Source organism: Bacillus sp. Medicinal_06 (assembly GCF_056711665.1).
Genome location: NZ_JBWYHD010000003.1, coordinates 170,919 through 188,495 on the forward strand (window position 1 = coordinate 170,919; position 17,577 = coordinate 188,495).

General features: G+C 36.0%; 14 protein-coding genes. 2 read left to right on the forward strand and 12 right to left on the reverse strand.

All coding sequences use genetic code 11. From position 1 onward, the window contains the following. Positions 1-2: 2 nt before the first annotated feature. The 8 genes from AC1M36_RS07915 to AC1M36_RS07950 form a co-directional block, all read right to left on the reverse strand. Positions 3-923 (reverse strand): isochorismatase family protein, encoded by a 921-nt coding sequence (locus AC1M36_RS07915; protein WP_336452501.1) that lies wholly within the window; start codon positions 921-923, stop codon positions 3-5. 46 nt (positions 924-969) lie between these two features. Then, on the reverse strand, positions 970-2,586 hold the full coding sequence (locus AC1M36_RS07920; protein ID WP_336452502.1) for a (2,3-dihydroxybenzoyl)adenylate synthase: 1,617 nt from the start codon (positions 2,584-2,586) through the stop codon (positions 970-972). An 18-nt stretch (positions 2,587-2,604) separates the two neighbouring features. Then, positions 2,605-3,822, reverse strand: a complete 1,218-nt coding sequence (gene dhbC, locus AC1M36_RS07925; protein WP_479845724.1) for an isochorismate synthase DhbC — start codon at positions 3,820-3,822, stop codon at positions 2,605-2,607. 23 nt (positions 3,823-3,845) lie between these two features. Next, entirely contained in the window at positions 3,846-4,631 is a 786-nt protein-coding gene (locus AC1M36_RS07930) for a 2,3-dihydro-2,3-dihydroxybenzoate dehydrogenase (protein WP_479845725.1), read from the reverse strand. A gap of 875 nt (positions 4,632-5,506) precedes the next feature. Then, a complete protein-coding gene (locus tag AC1M36_RS07935) occupies positions 5,507-8,596 on the reverse strand; it encodes an SMC family ATPase (protein WP_336452505.1) in 3,090 nt (1,029 codons plus the stop codon). After that, positions 8,593-9,750, reverse strand: a complete 1,158-nt coding sequence (locus AC1M36_RS07940; protein WP_336452506.1) for an exonuclease SbcCD subunit D — start codon at positions 9,748-9,750, stop codon at positions 8,593-8,595. The genes AC1M36_RS07935 and AC1M36_RS07940 overlap by 4 nt, the downstream gene beginning before the upstream one ends. Positions 9,751-9,771: 21 nt before the next feature. Further along, positions 9,772-10,011 carry a DUF2584 family protein gene (locus AC1M36_RS07945; RefSeq protein WP_336452507.1) on the reverse strand — a complete coding sequence of 80 codons (240 nt, stop codon included), beginning with the start codon at positions 10,009-10,011 and terminating at the stop codon, positions 9,772-9,774. A 312-nt stretch (positions 10,012-10,323) separates the two neighbouring features. Further along, positions 10,324-10,581, reverse strand: a complete 258-nt coding sequence (locus AC1M36_RS07950; RefSeq protein ID WP_336452508.1) for a hypothetical protein — start codon at positions 10,579-10,581, stop codon at positions 10,324-10,326. A 430-nt stretch (positions 10,582-11,011) separates the two neighbouring features. Here AC1M36_RS07950 and AC1M36_RS07955 point away from each other — a divergent pair, with 430 nt between their 5' ends. Next, complete coding sequence (locus AC1M36_RS07955; protein ID WP_336452509.1) at positions 11,012-12,064, forward strand: enoyl-CoA hydratase/isomerase family protein; 1,053 nt, start codon at positions 11,012-11,014, stop codon at positions 12,062-12,064. Positions 12,065-12,119: 55 nt separating this feature from the next. Here AC1M36_RS07955 and AC1M36_RS07960 read toward each other — a convergent pair whose 3' ends face one another. Then, entirely contained in the window at positions 12,120-12,305 is a 186-nt protein-coding gene (locus AC1M36_RS07960; protein WP_336452510.1) for a hypothetical protein, read from the reverse strand. Positions 12,306-12,653: 348 nt separating this feature from the next. Here AC1M36_RS07960 and AC1M36_RS07965 point away from each other — a divergent pair, with 348 nt between their 5' ends. After that, the gene (locus AC1M36_RS07965) at positions 12,654-13,256 is read left to right on the forward strand and encodes a LysE family translocator (protein ID WP_479845816.1); all 603 of its coding nucleotides are present in this window, start codon (positions 12,654-12,656) and stop codon (positions 13,254-13,256) included. Positions 13,257-13,331: 75 nt separating this feature from the next. Here AC1M36_RS07965 and AC1M36_RS07970 read toward each other — a convergent pair whose 3' ends face one another. Genes AC1M36_RS07970 through AC1M36_RS07980 form a run of 3 tightly spaced genes read right to left on the reverse strand, consistent with a single transcriptional unit; the run spans position 13,332 to position 17,452 of the window. Further along, positions 13,332-14,792: a CoA-acylating methylmalonate-semialdehyde dehydrogenase gene (locus AC1M36_RS07970; protein ID WP_336452511.1), complete on the reverse strand. Its 1,461-nt coding sequence runs from the start codon at positions 14,790-14,792 to the stop codon at positions 13,332-13,334. Between the two features lie 43 nt (positions 14,793-14,835). Beyond that, positions 14,836-15,726 (reverse strand): NAD(P)-dependent oxidoreductase, encoded by an 891-nt coding sequence (locus AC1M36_RS07975; RefSeq protein WP_336452512.1) that lies wholly within the window; start codon positions 15,724-15,726, stop codon positions 14,836-14,838. A 16-nt stretch (positions 15,727-15,742) separates the two neighbouring features. After that, on the reverse strand, positions 15,743-17,452 hold the full coding sequence (locus tag AC1M36_RS07980; protein ID WP_336452513.1) for an acyl-CoA dehydrogenase family protein: 1,710 nt from the start codon (positions 17,450-17,452) through the stop codon (positions 15,743-15,745). Positions 17,453-17,577 lie beyond the last annotated feature (125 nt).

Here is a 17,577-nt window from a genome sequence, read left to right on the forward strand (position 1 = left end):
CTTTATCTATCTATATTTGACAGCTCTTTTTCCTCTTGAGAGGACACTAAATGAAACCAATCATAAATTGTTGGACGCTCAGCCAAATCTGCGAATGTAACTTCTACACCTACCTGGCGCCATTTCTCTACTAAACTCATAATTCTAACTGAGTCGAGCCCTCTATTTAATAAATCTTCACCATCCCTGATATTCTCTGGTGATTCACGAAGCAATTCAGCAACTTGTTCACGCACTGATTGTAATGTGAACCTTGCAGGCCCTTCTGCTGCAGCATTTTCTTTTAAACGCTGTAAATCTTTTAATAATATATTCGTTATCGTTGTCACTGCACATCGATCCGATGCATACTGCATAGCTTGTTTATGATGTTCTTGTGAGAAATCAGCAACTGCATCAGCAATGAAAAATGGTTGTATTCCATCCATAAATGCTTCACATGCTGTTAAGAGGCATCCGATATGTGCATACACTCCGCAAATAATAAGCTGATCACGTCCTTGTTCCTGTAAAATTTCTAGAAGATTTGTTTTCTTAAAAGCACTGTATCGCCATTTTGTAAGAAAAATATCATTCTCATCAGGAGTGAGCTCATCTACAATTTTTTGCTTATGAGGCCCCTCAGGAATGCCCGATCCCCAGAAATCCTGTAATAATCCTCTTTGCTCTAGCGTTTGTCCACCCGGTTGTGCCGTATAAACGACAGGAACACCGAGTTCCTTACATGTTTTTCTGATAGATTGAATATTTGAAACCAGTTCTACTCTTGGTGATTCCTCTGCATGATATGCATCCAGAAAGTACTCCTGCATGTCATGAATAAGAAGAACTGCACGCTTTGGATCAGGCTTCCACGTTACTTTATTGTTTGGTAAATCTGCCTCTAATGGCATTGGATATACTGAGATAGCTGGAATCGCCATCTAATCACTTCCTTCCGAATTGTTAAGAATATTTATTTATGATGCATTACTTCATAATAGATTTAAGTTTTTCAGTAATTGCCTTCCGCAATTCTTTCTTGCTCACTTTACCAACACCGGTCTGTGGGAACGATTCAATAAATTCAATACGATCTGGGATTTTATATGCTGCAATTCCTCGATTTCTTAAAAACATTTTCAAATCCCCAACAGTTGGTGCTTGCCCGCGCGCGATTACAAATGCACAAGTACGCTCTCCTAAATAATCGTCTGGCATAGATACAATTGCTACATCATGTACCGCTACATGAGCTAACAGATGATTTTCAACTTCTTCAGCTGCAACTTTCTCTCCACCACGATTAATCTGATCCTTATCGCGTCCTTCAACCACTAAATATCCTTGCCCATTTATTTTGACAAGATCACCTGTGCGGTAAAAACCATCCGAAGTAAAGGATTTCGCATTATGTTCTTCAGCTTTGTAATATCCACGGATTGTATATGGCCCACGAGTTAATAAACTTCCAACTTGTCCTGGCTCCACATCATTATCATCTTCATCAACGACACGAATTTCATCAAACTCTGACATTGGTCTTCCTTGCGTATGAATAATAATTTCTTCTGGATCATCAAGTCTTGTGTAATTTACAAGTCCTTCTGCCATACCAAATACTTGTTGCAGTGTACAACCGAATGTAGGACGTACACGTTTAGCAACTTCAGCGCTAAATTTCGCGCCACCTACTTGTATGACTTCAAGACTTGATAAATCATTAGTACGTGATGCTTTGGCATCAAGCCACACCAGCGCAAGAGGTGGAACAAGAGCTGTAATTGTGACACGTTCCTTCTCAATAAGAGAAAATGCTTCATCAGGACTCCCTCCAGAGGATAGAACAACTCTACCTCCAGCATAAAGTGTTCCGAGAACCCCTGGCGAACTAAGTGGATAGTTATGTGCAACTGGAAGGACAGCAAGATACACACTTTCTTGATCCAGTTTACAAATTTCAGCACTCACTCTTAAACTATAAATATAGTCATCATGTGTTCTTGGAATTAATTTAGATAACCCTGTCGTTCCGCCTGATAATTGTAAGAAAGCTACATCACTAGATTTCACTTCTGGCAGATCAACTGGCTCCAAGTAAAGATCATGAATACCTACAAATTCTTCTTCCTCTCCTACAACTATGACATGTTGCAGCGTTGAAACTTTTTCTTTTACTTCTCTTGCAAGTTTTCGATAGTCGAATCCAAGCTGTTTATCAGAAATAATATAAGCAGTTGCTTCTGCAAATTCACAGAAATAGCTTATTTCACTACTTCGGTGTGACGGCAAAGCAAAGACTGGAAGTGCCCCAATTCGAAAAAGCGCAAAGCAGACTTCGAAAAACTCTGTAATATTCGGTAACTGAAGAACTACTCGATCCGTTTGTTTAATTCCTAAATTTAAAAATCCTGCCGCTAAGCGATCCACTCTTTTATCTAGTTCACTATAGCTCAAATGATTTTCGCCACTTGTCACTGCAATCTGGTCACCATGTTTCATCGCACGTTCTCGCAGCATCTCTCCAAAGGTCTCTCCGCGCCAGCATCCCTCTTCTTTATACTGATCTGCAAATTCCTTAGGCCATTCTCGGCATCCTGTTAACATCATTTATCCCCCTAGCTTCTATTTCAAAGATTCATCATTTAATCCCATAGCCCGAAGCATCGTACGAAACTTAGCTGCTGTTTCAGCTAGCTCATCTTCAGGTTTTGACTCCGCAACAATACCAGCTCCTGCGAATAAGCGAAGAGAATTCTCTTCAACTTCCGCACAACGAATCGTCACAATCCATTCACCGTCACCATTCAGATCGCTCCAACCAAGCATTCCCGTGAAAAACTCGCGATCAAACGGTTCAATTTCGTTAATAGCTTCACGAGCTTCTTCTGTCGGAGTTCCACAAACAGCTGGTGTAGGATGAAGTGCAAGTGCTAATTCTAACGCAGACACTGATGCATCAAGTAATTCTCCTTTTACTTCAGTAGATAAATGCCACATTGCTTCACTATTTATTAATGATGGCTTTTCTGGAACATGTAATGTGCGGCAGTACGGACGAAGCGCCGCAGCTACTGCTTCAACAACAACAGCATGTTCATGTAAATCTTTAGCCGAAGAAAGCAACTCATCTGCTCGTCTCTTATCTTCTACAGGATCTTCACTACGAGGTCTAGATCCTGCAAGTGGATTAGAAATGACTTGCATTCCACTTCGTGAAACAAGTAACTCTGGACTCGCTCCTATAAGTGTACGACTACGATTTGATGAAACATCACAACCCTCTCCTTCTTCACTCTTCGGTAAATCTACTGCAAACGTATACCCGTGTTTATTGTGCTGTGCTAAATCACGAAGCAGTTTTTGAACATCAACCTTTTCTGAAGATTTTAAATCCAGCGATCTAGATAGAACGATTTTCTTTAGGTCACCGCTCTTTATTTTCGCTACTCCTTTCTCTACACCGCGCATATATTCTGCAGGTGTCGGGATAGGATTTATTTCATATGTAAGTGCAGGTAATTGCTGCATTCGATCTGTAAATTCAAATTGTAGACGCTCTGCTATCCTGCTCTCTTGAGGTACAACGAGCTGTACCGCTTTGGTGCGATCAAAAGGTAGCGCTCCTACAACAATGGGATTATGGTGCCCAGCTTGCTTCGCGTTATTTAGTACAGCATGAACCAGCTCAGGAAAATTTTCTGCCTGACTATGTTTCACCGTAGCAAATGTTCCCTCGGCAAGTATGGTGCGGTACAATGAAGCAAAAAAGAATGAAGATCCAGCTTTGTAATCATCTAGTAATTTTGTTGCTAACTCCTTTAAAGCAGTTGTATGATTCATTATTTTAACCTCCTATATTTCATTTAGATTCCTAAAGTAGCGCCGCCATCAATGCATAAATTATGCATTGTAATATGACTTGCTTTATCTGAGGCTAAAAATAGAACTGCTTCAGCAATCTCAGAAGGCGTTGCTATTTTTTTTAATGGAATTCCTAATCTATATGTATCTTGTGAGCCTGCAATAATTTTTTCAGCTCCATTTCCATCTTTCCAAAGTAGGCGCTGCATTTCTGTCTCAGTTGAACCAGGAGAAATTAAATTACAACGGATATTATATTCCGCAAGTTCAAGACCAAGACATTTCGTAAACATCGTTGCAGCAGCTTTCGACGCTACATACGCAGCCATCTCCATCCTAGGAACACTTGCTGCGTTTGATCCTACAGTTACAATCGCACCAGATTTACGTGACATCATACGTTTACTTACCGATCTGGATACATAAAACACTCCTGTAGCATTTACAGAAAAAGTCTTGTCCCAATCTTCATCACTTAAAGAGTGAATTGCATTCATCTTCAAAACACCTGCAACGTTTACTAGAATATCAATTGGCCCCACCGTATCCTCGATCTGGTTTACTGTGTCTTCCACCGCTGAACTATCACTCACGTCTAAAGCGAATGCTTTCAACGAACTACCTCTTGCCGCATGATAATCTATAAGCTTATTGAGACCTAAAATATTCTTATCAACTGCTGCAACCTTTGCTCCTCTTTCCGCAAGCATATTCGCTACAGTCTCCCCAATTCCTTGTGCTGCACCAGTAACTAAAGCAACTTTCCCATCAAACTCCCTAAGGTCCATATTCTCAATTCCTTTCTTTGCAAGAATCTATTAGATTCTTATATACTTCTGTCTTGCAAAAGACGAACCCCATATAGAAAGACACAACATGATACTGATAATCATTATCAATTGATGTTTTCACAAAAAATAATACACATAGTAAACTTATCAGTCAAGTGTATTTTAATCTTCATTTCTTTCCACACTAGCTTAGATTATAATCACAACCGATTAATTGATAATGATTTTCATTTTCTTTCGCTACATCGAAATGATAATGTTTCTCAATGATATTGTCAATCCTTTTTTTATTTTTCTGATAAATTTTTCACTATTTTTCTATACTAATATCCATAAAAATCGCATCTTCAATGTTTTCTCTTTAAAAATTACAATTCAAAAAATTTTAGAATAAAATGTTGAAAATTTATACAAAACATCCAAACTTTATAATTTATTCTACAAATAAACTATTAATACAAAAATTACCATTTTATAAGGCGGCATTTTTCTCAATAAATTTCTGAAAAATACCTAAAATTATACTTTTATTTTTTATTAACTTGTGACAATCTTACTTTCTTTTCTAAATCATATCATTTCATTCACCTATTTATACACCATATACACTATTCTGATATAATATTTTTCCGAAAATTAGATACCTTTATAATCAGTTTCAGTCACATACTTTCCCTTATACGAGAAAACATTACATTTCTAAGTATAAGAAAAAGAGTCAACCTACGCTGACTCTTTTCCTTATACTCTTACAATCGTTTCTTCAAATGTAATTATTGGTTCTAAAAGTTCCATCATATCAAAGGAGTTTTCAATCCGTTTCGTAAATACTCCTTTTAATTTATCATATTTTGGTTGCTCTATTGAGATTGTTACTTCATCACAAATTTCGTCTGACTACAACCATCCTTCTGCTTTGTTACTTCAAGCACTGCCGGCATTGCATTTTTCAACTCTTGTACGTGGGAAATCACACCGATAAATCGTCCTGATTTTTGTAAGTCTATTAATGCATCAACTGCTTTTGTTAGTGACTCTTCGTCAAGTGAGCCAAATCCTTCATCGATAAACATCGTTTCGATAGAAATACCGCCTTCATACGCTTGAATTACATCTGCCATACCAAGCGCTAGACAAAGCGATGCATTAAATTTCTCTCCGCCGGACAATGTTTTTACGTCACGCGTTTGGCCTGTGTATGCATCATATACATCTAATCCTAATCCACTTTGACGATTTCGTTTTTCAACTCGTTCACTTCTTTTTAAATAGAATTGTCCATTTGATAGTTTACGAAGTCTTTCGTTAGCAATTTGAACAATTTGTTCTAGATACTCAATTAAAATGTATCGTTCAAAGGAAATACGGCTCTCGTTATCCCCTTTCATGACTTCGTATAAATCAACAAGTTCTTGGAAAGCTTTTTCTTCTTCATGAATTTGTTCATCAATTCGTCTAATATTTTCATGTAAATCAGAAATGTATGCAACTGCACTTTGAGCACGCTGGCGTTTTTCTTTTGTAATATCAAGCTGAATTTCTAGTTCTTTCACTTGTTCTTCTAGAATCGTAATATCTATCCATTCTTTCCCCTCTAATTCATTTGCTAATTCTTCAATTTGTTTCGCTAATACTTCAAGGGATGAATAGTATTTTTGGATGTGCTCTTGCAGATGTTTCATTTCTACATCTGTTAATTTTGCTTCTTTATAAGCTTGTTGATCAATAAATCCACCTTGCTTTAGCTCTGTCGTAAAACGAAGTAAAGTTTCTTCTTTCTTTTCTTTTGTATGAGTTACTTGCTTCACAGCCCCATCGTACTCAGCTTGTACACGTATATTTTCATTTTGCCAATGTTGATAAGCTTCTTGTACTTTCTTCCACTCATCTTCCATAAAACGAAGCTCTTGAACAACGTTGTCATACTGCTGTTTCCATGCTTCTAACGTTTGTAAGCTTTCAGGGATTTTTTGTTGATCATGTTCATAAGACGTACGAAGCTCTATACATTCTATTTCGGTGCGGTGCTGCGTAGCTTCGGCTTCACGTTTTTGCTTCTGTAACTCTTCTAATTGTTCTTCTAATCCTTTTAGACTTGAAGCCAATTGTTTACGCTTTTCTTCGCTTGCTTTTAATGCATTTACTTCGGCTACTAGTTGTTTTCCTTTTTGCACCAATTCGCGATATGTTTCAACTAATTCTTCTGGGCGATACCCACGCTTCACGACTTCTTCTATTACTTGTTCATACTGCAAGCGATAGAAATTCCATTTTTCTTCTAATTGAACGTGCAATTTTTCAGCAACATTCTTATTTTCCCGCAGTTCATCAAGCTGCTTCTCATCGATGGAATCTCCCAATTCTGTAGCTTTCTTCGGGTGATTCTTGCTACCACATACTGGACAAGATTCCCCGTCATGAAGATGAAGAGCCAACACACCAGCTTGTTCGTTTAACCAGCGGCGTTCCATATCTTCATACGATTTAACAACTATTTCCATTTTTTGATAAGCAGTTTGTTTTTCTTGTTCATATGTTTGTTTTTCTTTCCAAACGTCATATGCTTGCTTTAAGACTTTTGCATCTTCTCGCATATTTGTTAGTTCTTCTACTTTTACTACATATTGTTCAAGTGCTACTTCTAACTGCTGCAGTTCTCCAGCTATTTGTTGTTTTTGGGATATCTGTCCTTCTAGCTGTTGTTCAAGCTTATGAATACCTGTTTTTAACTGCTCACTCTGACGCTCTACCTTTTGCAATGTTGATTTTTTCTCTGCCAATGAAGCAATAATTGGCTGTAATTCTTCTAATCTCTGTACATTTTTCTTAGCTTCTTCACGTACAGGCTCTCTGCTCTTTAATTCTTCATATTTCTCCTGTGCAAGTAAAAAGGTTGCAGTCGTCCTTTCCTTCTTAACAACTATTTGCTTTAGTAATTGTTCGGCATTTTGTTCACTTTGCACTGCTTCTTCATACCACTGTTCGAATGGCAATAATCGTTTTGCTTGTTCTGCATGTTTAAAACGTTGTTCCTGCATTTCCATTTGCGTGCGATTCTCTTGTAAAGTTGTTTGTTGCTCTTGTTTCTGCTCTAAATCCTTGAATTTTTCATTAACAGACTTCGCTATATGAAAACGACCGTCTACTTCTTTCAATTGCTGTGTTTGTACTGTTTGCTGCATTTGTAATTGTTCAACTTCCGCTTCATAACAACTCGTTTCTTGTTCAAGTGCTTCAACTACCTGATGTGTATTGACGTGTTCCTGCTGCACTAATGTTTCTAACAACGAAGCATCTCGAACCGGCAACTTAAAGACATTACGAAAATACAGTTCTCTTTCTTTTTGCTTTTCTTGCAAGACGTCTTTCCACTGCTTCCGTTTTTGATCCAATAATTCACGCATTAATTTATAACGATCTGTTTTAAAAATACGTCGTAAAATTTCTTCTTTGTTTTCCGTTTCAGATGTTAGTAGTTTTCGAAATTCTCCTTGCGGAAGCATAACAATTTGGCTAAATTGATGCTTACTAAGTCCGATTAAATCTTCAACCTTTTTGTTCACATCTGTCACATGAAAACGGTCAACACATGGAACCTTCTCATCACCTATTACCTCATATAATTCAACAGCATGCCCAGTAACGGTTTTATTCCCTTGCTTTTTATGACCAAGTTGTCTTTTAATTTCATATTGTTTACCTTTCAATTGAAAGATTAATTCTACACTCGTATATACATTGTCATCAGCAAATTGGCTACGAAGCATGCTTGTATCACTACGTTCCTCTCCACTCGCTTCTCCATATAACACATAACAAATCGCATCAAATATCGTCGTTTTTCCCGCTCCTGTATTTCCTGAAATCGCAAAAATACGATGATCCCCTAAATCACTGAAATCAATAATCTCTCGCTGTTTATAAGGACCAAACGCCGTCATAATAAGTTGCAGTGGCCTCATCCTCGTTCACCTTCCCGTTCCTGCACTGTTTGTAATACTTCTAAGAAAAGACGCTCTTTCTCTTCTGATAAATCTGATCCCTTCATTTCTTTGTAAAAAGCTTTTAAAAGGGATACATCATCCGTTTTATGCCTAGAAACAACAATTTCATCTGCTTCTGTAAATTCTCTTCTTTGCATAGAGCGTTCAACATGCATTGCATTTGGATAGACAGAACGAATTTTCTCCATTGGCTGTAGTACAGGATTTTCATCTAATAATTTGACGAAAACGTAGTCCTCACTTGTCGGATGCTTTAATAAATCATCTATTTTCGCTTCTACTGTTCGCATTTGGCGTCGAGGTGTAAATAAGCGTTTCTCTATTGTCGTTTGTCCCATTTCATCTAATTCAACAATATAATACCCTTTTTTATGTCGCTCTTCAGAAATAGAATACGCAAGTGGTGACCCTGAATAGCGAATTGTTTCATTACGTACAAAATGCGCTTGATGTAAATGACCAAGCGCAGTGTAATGAAACTTGTCAAAATAGTGGCTATTAACATATTCAGCACCACCAATTGAAAGTGGCCGCTCTGCATCACTTGTGTTTTCTTCTGCTTCACCTGAAGAGGTAACAAATGCATGTCCCACAAATACATGTCTTGCTTCTTGATTCATTGTTTCCGAAAGTTCATTCATGAAAATACGCATCGCATCATCATGTGAGCGAATATCTTCATTTTTCATCACATGTCTAACAATATTTGGGTCAGCATATGGTACTAAATGAAAATGTACTTCTCCATACGCATCATGTAAAACAACAGGTTCATAAGGAAATTGAAATTGTCCCACAATATGTAACCCTTGTTTCTTCATTAAACTACTGCCAAAATGAATACGGTCTGGACTATCATGATTCCCTGCTACCGCGATTACTGGTGTTTTCAAATCAATCACTATTTTTTGTAATACATCATTTAATAAGTCTACTGCTTCTGTCGGTGGAATTGCTCGGTCATATAAATCACCTGCAATGATTACGGCATCTGGTTTTTCTTCTTGTACAGCTTGAACGAACTGATCTAAAACAATCCGTTGATCTTCGGTCATATATACACCGTGAACAAGTTTTCCTAAATGCCAATCCGCTGTATGAAAAAGTTTCATCTTTCCCTTCCTTTCTCCCTTTTAATTTACTGATTGTAATGAAACAAGTTGATAATTAAGTATTGTCTTTCCATTTCCCCACTCTATCTTTTGAACAATTGCACTACCGATTCTTTCTTGATTAGATTTATATAAAGGTAACATTTCATCCACAGCAAATAAATGATAACCATCTAACGTTAATTGAAAAACATTTTCTTCTATATATAATCTCGTTTCTTGTTCATTTGAAATAATTTTCATATGCATCTCAAATTTCATATAAACACAACTCCTCTTAATTATTCTCTATACTTCAATAGTATAGTGGCTTCTCATGATTGACAAGTGAATAGATGATGAAGAATTTACTTACGTATTTGTTTATTTTTTTATTTTATAATACAGTATGTGAAATTTTAAAATTTAGAAAAATACTATGATGATGTCTATCGCTCCATTGCATACTTATTTTGCATGTAGAGATTGTTCTTTCCAAAAGAAAAGAAACCATTTTGATTAATCTTTTTTCAAAACAGTTTCTTTTTTATAACGTAAAATAATCTAGTTTGTGAGGGTATCTTTAATCAAATTTTATTTCTGCAAATAATCTTTCATTACATAGTACAATACAGTGATTAAAATAATCGCTATAAAAAATGAAAATAAGGCCACGATATACCCATCTTTATTTAATATAAAACAAAGTGAAATAGATATGATAAAAACCGGAAATACGAGACGTACTTTATCTTTCACTTCTTCTGTCGTATCTGTATGATGAAAATAATGTGTAATTCCTACCATGAGAGAAGACAAAATAATAACCGATAATAGCAAAGGCCCTGGCATTCCGATCTCCCCTTTCTCTATTCCTTATTATATACAAACTCAAGCTTCGTTAAAAGTTAGACAATTCAGCGAATATAACAAAATATGATTCTTATCTATATTCAATTCTTTTCTTCCAAGCATAAGAGTCATATATATAGTATATCCTCCATTTTCAACCTATAATCCATCATGATTGTTGTAATATTCCTTTTCATCCGTAGAAATCCTGCAAATAGAACTCGCCAAAATATGCATGTTTCTACAAAAAGTCTAATATTATGTCTAATTGTTCATTTGTTTAGACAGTTAGACACTTTTTTACTAGTATTTCTTCTTTATGAAAGGCATCAAAACTGGCACGATACTTGCTTATTAAATAAATTATAAAGGACATTTCAGATTGTATCGAGAAATAAGAACGAGAAGAGATATAAGAGGAGGATTCAAAATGACTGAAAATGTTTTATTTTCTATTAATGAAAATGGTGTTGCATCAATTACTTTAAACCGTCCAAAAGCGCTTAACTCTTTATCTTATGATATGTTAAAACCAATCGGGCAAAAACTAAAAGAATGGGAAAAGGATGATCAGATTTCCATTATCATCTTAAAAGGTGCTGGTACAAAAGGCTTTTGTGCTGGCGGTGATATTAAAACATTATATGAAGCACGTTCAAATGAAGCTGCATTACAGCATGCTGAACAGTTTTTTGAAGAAGAGTATGAAATAGATACTTATTTATATCATTATCCAAAACCAATTATCGCTTGTTTAGATGGAATTGTAATGGGTGGTGGTGTCGGCCTTACAAATGGTGCTACACATAGAATTGTCACAGAGCGTACAAAATGGGCAATGCCTGAAATGAACATTGGTTTTTTCCCAGATGTCGGCGCTGCTTACTTCTTAAATAAAGCACCAGGACAAACTGGTCATTATGTTGCATTAACAGCATCTGTCTTAAAAGCTGCTGATGTGTTATATATAAACGCCGCTGATCATTATATGCCATCTGAAACGTTACCTACTTTTCTTAATGCAATTGAAAAAGTAAATTGGCACAATCAAAATGTACATATTACTTTAAAAGAACTCATTAATAAATATGAAACAACACCTAGTATAGAAAGTGAACTTGCTTCTGTGCAAGAAGAAATTGATAAGCACTTTTCATTCCAAACAGTCGAAGATATCATCCATTCATTAGAGAATGCTGAAAGTTCTTTCGCTTTAAAGACAAAAGAAACATTACTCTCAAAATCTCCATTCTCATTAAAAGTAACATTAAAGCAACTGATTGATGGGAAAGAAAAATCGATAGAAGAATGCTTTGCAACGGATCTCATACTCGCTAAAAATTTCATGAGACACGAAGATTTCTTTGAAGGAGTCCGTTCTGTCGTAGTCGATAAGGATCAAAACCCACAATACAAATATAAGCAATTAAGTGATGTTTCAGATGAAGAAGTAAATCGCTTCTTTAACCTTCTTAATGCATAATAGCAAACAGGCTAGATGAAAGCAGTTCATTTTCTGCTCTATCTAGCTTGTTTTATTACTGTACTATTTGTTGTAATCGAAAAACAATGTTGCCTTCTAAAATATGAGTGACTTCCTCTCCCTTATGTTTTAAAAATATATCTAAGGAAATAGCGTTAAGTGGTGAAGTCATTAAAGATGCAACTAAAGCACCAGTTAAATCCGGCGATAATAATTCATATGATAAATTTCCTACAATCATTTTTTACATTCGTTTGCCCTGACAACTAAATCAGTTGTATTCTTATCTTCCATTAGAAAACTAAAGGTTGGAACTTCTAATACTTTCTCTAACCCTCATTCAATTTGACTTAACATAAAAGGTGTTATTTCTGCTAACTTTGCTAGCCCTCTCATACTTAACCTTCTCTGTTTCGAAGCTCCTCTGCATTTATACCCCCTTTAACAATTTTATTAAATATACCTTAACATATTTAAATTTGATTTAACATTCAACTTAAATTGTGTTAAACTTATTTTGATTAAATTTTCAAAATAATAAACAAAGAAAGGCGGAGTGGTTGTGGAGAACTATCTTCTTTTTATTATCATGTCGATTTGTCTTATCATTTTACCTGGACCTGACACTGCAATGGCTACGAAAAACACCCTTACTGCCGGGAAAATCGGAGGCGTGAAAACGGTTTGCGGTACATGTATTGCCCTCTTAATTCATACTTTAGCTGCTGTAATTGGTCTTTCTGCTATTATTGTTAAATCAGCTTTCTTATTTTCTCTTTTTAAATATGTTGGTGCAATTTATCTCGTCTATTTAGGCATAAAAGCACTTTTATCCTTAAAAAACAAAAACAACATGGATATGAATGATCTGTCAATGAAACATACCGATGAAAACACTTCTTGTTTTCGCCAAGGTTTTCTTACTAATCTTTTAAATCCTAAAGTTGCTGTTTTCTTTTTGACCTTTTTACCGCAATTTTTAAATCCTAATCATAATACACTTGTTCAATTTTTAATTATGGGGCTTACCTACCTTGTTTTAACTGTAATATGGTTTGCTTTTTATATATTTTTAATTGATAAAATAAGTGTCTTTATGAAAAATCCTGCTACACAAAGGTATATTCAAGGACTTACTGGTATTATATTAATTGGGTTTGGTATAAAATTAGCCTTCGAAAAAAACAGTTAGCAATAAAAATCCACCGCTCATGAATGAGTGGTGGATTTTTCGTACATGTAACAAGTTACATACGTGTTCTATCTATTAAAACCAGCGCTCTGTTACAACTTTTTTACGTGTGTAGAATTGAACACCATCTGTTCCATTTGTTCCAAGATCACCGTAGAAGGACGCTTTATTTCCTGCAAATGCGAAGAATGCCATTGGAGCTGGAACGTTAACGTTTACACCAATCATTCCTGCATCTATGTTATCACGGAATGTTTGTGCATGTTTGCCACTTGATGTATAAATAACAGCACCATTTGCAAATTTTGATTGGTTTGTTAGCTTAATTCCTTCTTCTAAATCTTTTACTCTCACAATGCTCAGTACTGGAGCAAAAATTTCGTCTTGCCAAATTTTCATATCTTGATTTACACCATCAAAGATTGTTGCTCCAACGAAATACCCATCGCCAATTTCTTCATTAATCTTACGACCATCTACTAATAAAGTAGCTCCATCTGCTACACCACTATGAATATAGCCTAGTACACGCTCTTTATGAGATTCACGAATTAATGGTCCTACATAATTATCTTCTTGGAAACCATCGCCTACTTTTAATTTACGTGTTTCTGCTACTAGAACATCAATAAATTCATCGGCAATTTCATCTACAACCGCTACAACAGAGCATGCCATGCAGCGCTCTCCACTACTCGCAAACGCTGACCCAATTACACCTTGTACTGTCTTTTCAAGGTTGCAATCCGGCATAACAATCGCATGGTTTTTTGCTCCTGCAAGTGCTTGTACTCGTTTTCCATATTTTGTTCCTGTTTCGTATACATAGCGTGCAACTGGTTCAGATCCAACAAATGAAACAGCTTGAATATCTTTATTTTCTAGAATACTATTTACAACGTCTTTTCCACCTTGTACTAAGTTTAAAACTCCTTTTGGAAACCCTGCTTCATAGAATAATTCTACTAATCTTTCTGCTAAAAGTGGTGTTCTTTCAGATGTTTTCAATACAAATGTATTACCACAAGCAATTGCTAACGGGAACATCCATAGCGGAATCATCATTGGGAAGTTAAACGGTGTAATCCCCGCAACAACTCCAATTGGGTAGCGCCAAATGGAACCATCAATTCCGCCCGCAATGTTTGGAAGTGCTTGTCCCATCATTAAATTTGGTGTTGATGTTGCAAGTTCTACGGCCTCAATCCCGCGCTGCACTTCGCCAGTTGCATCTTTTAATGTTTTACCATTTTCCAATGTAATGATTTTTGCAAGCTCATCTTTATTTTCTTGTAAAAGTTGTAAATATTTATATAGCTGTCTTGAGCGATTTGGAACCGGTACTTTCGACCATGTTTCATAAGCTGCTTTTGCTGCTTCAACAGCACGATCCACATCTTCTTTTGGAGAAAGTGGAACATAAGCAATGATTTTCCCAGTCGCAGGATTTGGAACAGCTTCCACTTCTGTACCAGTAGATTCTACCCATTCACCATTAATATGATTTTTCACGCGTTTAATTTCTGTTGTAATCATTGTATTCGCTCCTTTTTATTTTTATATTTGCTAGTATTCATTATTATTTATGACTAGAGATTAATTGCTCACTTACCTTTTGATATAAGGCAGCCATGTCTTTTTCACCATATCCTGCTTTACCAGCTTCATCATATAAACTCAAAAGCATTTCACTTACTGGTAAGTGAAGCTCGCTTTCTTTTGCTAGATCAACTGCAAATCCTAAGTCTTTCTTTAGTAGATTTACAGTAAACCCTGGCTCATAGTTTTCTGGTGCAATAAAGCTTTTATAATTACGCTCATAAATTCTACTTTGGCCATAGCTCACATTTAAAATATCAAACATTTTATCTAAATCCATATTGTTTTTCTTTGCTAAAGTCAAAGCTTCACTAACACCTGCTGTATAAAAACCAATTAATAAGTTATTAATAAGCTTTACAGTTGTACCACTCTCAATTTGCTCACTCACATGAAAAATATTTGCCCCTAATACTTCCATCACTGGTAAGCCCTTTTCGTACACTTCTTTTGATCCACCAACCATAAAAGTTAATGTGCGGTTTTCCGCTCCTATCACTCCACCACTAACTGGCGCTGCTAAGAAGTCTATTTTTTTATCATTCGCAGCATCTGCCAATCTTTTATTTAGCTCTGGTGCTACTGTGCTTGTATCAATTAGAACAACATTCGAATGGCTATTCTCAATTAGACCTTCTTCACCAAAGTAAACAGCTTCAACAGCTCGAGGCGATGGTAAACTTGTAAAAATCAAATCACATGTTTCTGCCAAATTTGCAATGGATAAGCCAATGATTCCTCCTTCTTTCTCAAAAGAAGCTTCCGCATCTTTATTTAAATCTAATCCATATACTGTGTAATTTGATTTAACTAAATTTTTAGACATCGGAAGACCCATATTACCTAAACCAATAAAACCAATCTTTTTCATACTGTTCTCCTCCTATTTAAACAATATATTTCCCACGATTTATAATCGCTTTTGCGATTTCTCTTTTCTTCGTAAATACGTTCGTATATAGAGGTACTGACAGTTGACGAATTTCATCTAGAATAGCGTTTCTATTTTGCTCCTCTTGTACTGCTGCAGAAAGAAGAACAATTGCCGCTGATTCTACTTTTCGATACCCTTCTTCACAAAGAACATCTGTTATAGATTGTTTTGTACGTTCTTTTTCTTCACCATTTTTACTTACCGCTTTCTTTGTACGTAAAAATGCCGATTCCATTACATACACATCTTTCAACATGTCCGCTAATACGCGTGAATATTCTTGTTCTTGTTCAATTTTTAGTTCAGGAGTTTGAGATAGCGTTTTCAAAGATTGCTTCAATAATTGTTTTGATAATAAAATATAGCGATGATTACGTTCTACATTATCAAACGTACCTTCATCTACTTGATCTCCTAGCTGCTTCGTTTGTTTCATTAACATTTTCGCAACTGTTAAGCGGTTAATTTCATTCGTTCCTTCAAATATACGGCTAATTCTAGCATCACGGTATAATCGTTCTACTTCATATTCTTGCATATAACCATAACCACCGTGAATTTGTACCGCTTCATCTACAATATTTCCAAGTGTTTCTGAAGCGTTCACTTTGTTGATTGCGCATTCCATTGCAAATTGAGACATTTTCTGCATAATGCTTTCATCACTCTCATGAATTGCTTCATCAATTACACCTGCTGTTCGATAAGCTGCGCTCTCTGCACCGTATGTAGCAATAATCATATTTGCAATTTTCTCTTGGATCATCGTGAAATCAACTAATTCTGTTTGAAACTGTTTTCGTTCTTTTCCATATTGAACAGATAGACCAATTGCTTGCTTTGCTGTCCCAATATTTCCGAAAGCAAGTTTCAGTCTAGCAAAATTGAGAATATTAAGAGCTACGTGATGTCCCTTTCCAACTTCACCTAGTACATTTTCAGCAGGAATGACGACATCCTCTAAAATCAGTGTCGCAGTTGATGAACCTTTAATACCCATCTTCTTTTCTTCTAAGCCAATCGAAACGCCTTCACATGTTCTTTCGACAATAAATGCTGTCATTCCTTTATTTGTCTTCGCAAAAACAACATATACATCAGCCATATGAGCATTTGTAATCCACTGCTTTTCACCATTTAATGTCCATGCTGTTCCTTCTTCATTTAAAACAGCACTTGTTTTTGCACTTAATGCATCAGATCCAGCGTTTGGCTCTGTTAATGCATAAGCTCCAATCCATTCGCCTGACGCAATTTTTGGTAAGTATTTTTCCTTCTGCTCTTTTGTTCCGTAATATATATATGGCAGCGTTCCTACTCCAGCGTGAATATTAAAAGAAACACTAAACGCTCCTGCATATCCCATCTTTTCTGCTACAAGTCCCGAAACTGCTTTCCCTAATTCAAACCCACCATATTCTTCCGGAACCTCTATACTTAGCAATCCAAGTTCTCCAGCCTTTTCAAATAGCTGGCGCGAAACTTGATAATTGTGCTGCTCAATATGTTCAATTTGCGGAACAATTTCTTGTTTCACAAATTGTTCTGTTGTTTTTGCGATTAAATCTTCATCACCTGAAAAATCCTCAGGTGTAAAAAAGGTTGTATGAAGCTCCTGATTCAGCGAAAAAAATTCGTCCCATTGCAACTTTGTTTTCTCCATCTGTATCCCCCTATCATTTCGGTCTTCATTTTATTTATATGCAAAATCTATGCCAAACTAAAAACTTGATAGAACAAGGGCGAAATGACAAGAAAACGTAAAACTGTCTAGACAGTTTTACACTC

Excerpts from the sequence above, each read along its gene's own strand:
- AC1M36_RS07915 (WP_336452501.1), bottom strand. The coding sequence starts at position 923 with ATGGCGATTCCAGCTATCTCAGTATATCCAATGCCATTAGAGGCAGAT.
- AC1M36_RS07920 (WP_336452502.1), bottom strand. The coding sequence starts at position 2,586 with ATGTTAACAGGATGCCGAGAATGGCCTAAGGAATTTGCAGATCAGTAT.
- dhbC (WP_479845724.1), bottom strand. The coding sequence starts at position 3,822 with ATGAATCATACAACTGCTTTAAAGGAGTTAGCAACAAAATTACTAGAT.
- AC1M36_RS07930 (WP_479845725.1), bottom strand. The coding sequence starts at position 4,631 with ATGGACCTTAGGGAGTTTGATGGGAAAGTTGCTTTAGTTACTGGTGCA.
- AC1M36_RS07935 (WP_336452505.1), bottom strand. The coding sequence starts at position 8,596 with ATGAGGCCACTGCAACTTATTATGACGGCGTTTGGTCCTTATAAACAG.
- AC1M36_RS07940 (WP_336452506.1), bottom strand. The coding sequence starts at position 9,750 with ATGAAACTTTTTCATACAGCGGATTGGCATTTAGGAAAACTTGTTCAC.
- AC1M36_RS07945 (WP_336452507.1), bottom strand. The coding sequence starts at position 10,011 with ATGAAATTTGAGATGCATATGAAAATTATTTCAAATGAACAAGAAACG.
- AC1M36_RS07950 (WP_336452508.1), bottom strand. The coding sequence starts at position 10,581 with ATGCCAGGGCCTTTGCTATTATCGGTTATTATTTTGTCTTCTCTCATG.
- AC1M36_RS07955 (WP_336452509.1), top strand. The coding sequence starts at position 11,012 with ATGACTGAAAATGTTTTATTTTCTATTAATGAAAATGGTGTTGCATCA.
- AC1M36_RS07960 (WP_336452510.1), bottom strand. The coding sequence starts at position 12,305 with ATGATTGTAGGAAATTTATCATATGAATTATTATCGCCGGATTTAACT.
- AC1M36_RS07965 (WP_479845816.1), top strand. The coding sequence starts at position 12,654 with ATGTCGATTTGTCTTATCATTTTACCTGGACCTGACACTGCAATGGCT.
- AC1M36_RS07970 (WP_336452511.1), bottom strand. The coding sequence starts at position 14,792 with ATGATTACAACAGAAATTAAACGCGTGAAAAATCATATTAATGGTGAA.
- AC1M36_RS07975 (WP_336452512.1), bottom strand. The coding sequence starts at position 15,726 with ATGAAAAAGATTGGTTTTATTGGTTTAGGTAATATGGGTCTTCCGATG.
- AC1M36_RS07980 (WP_336452513.1), bottom strand. The coding sequence starts at position 17,452 with ATGGAGAAAACAAAGTTGCAATGGGACGAATTTTTTTCGCTGAATCAG.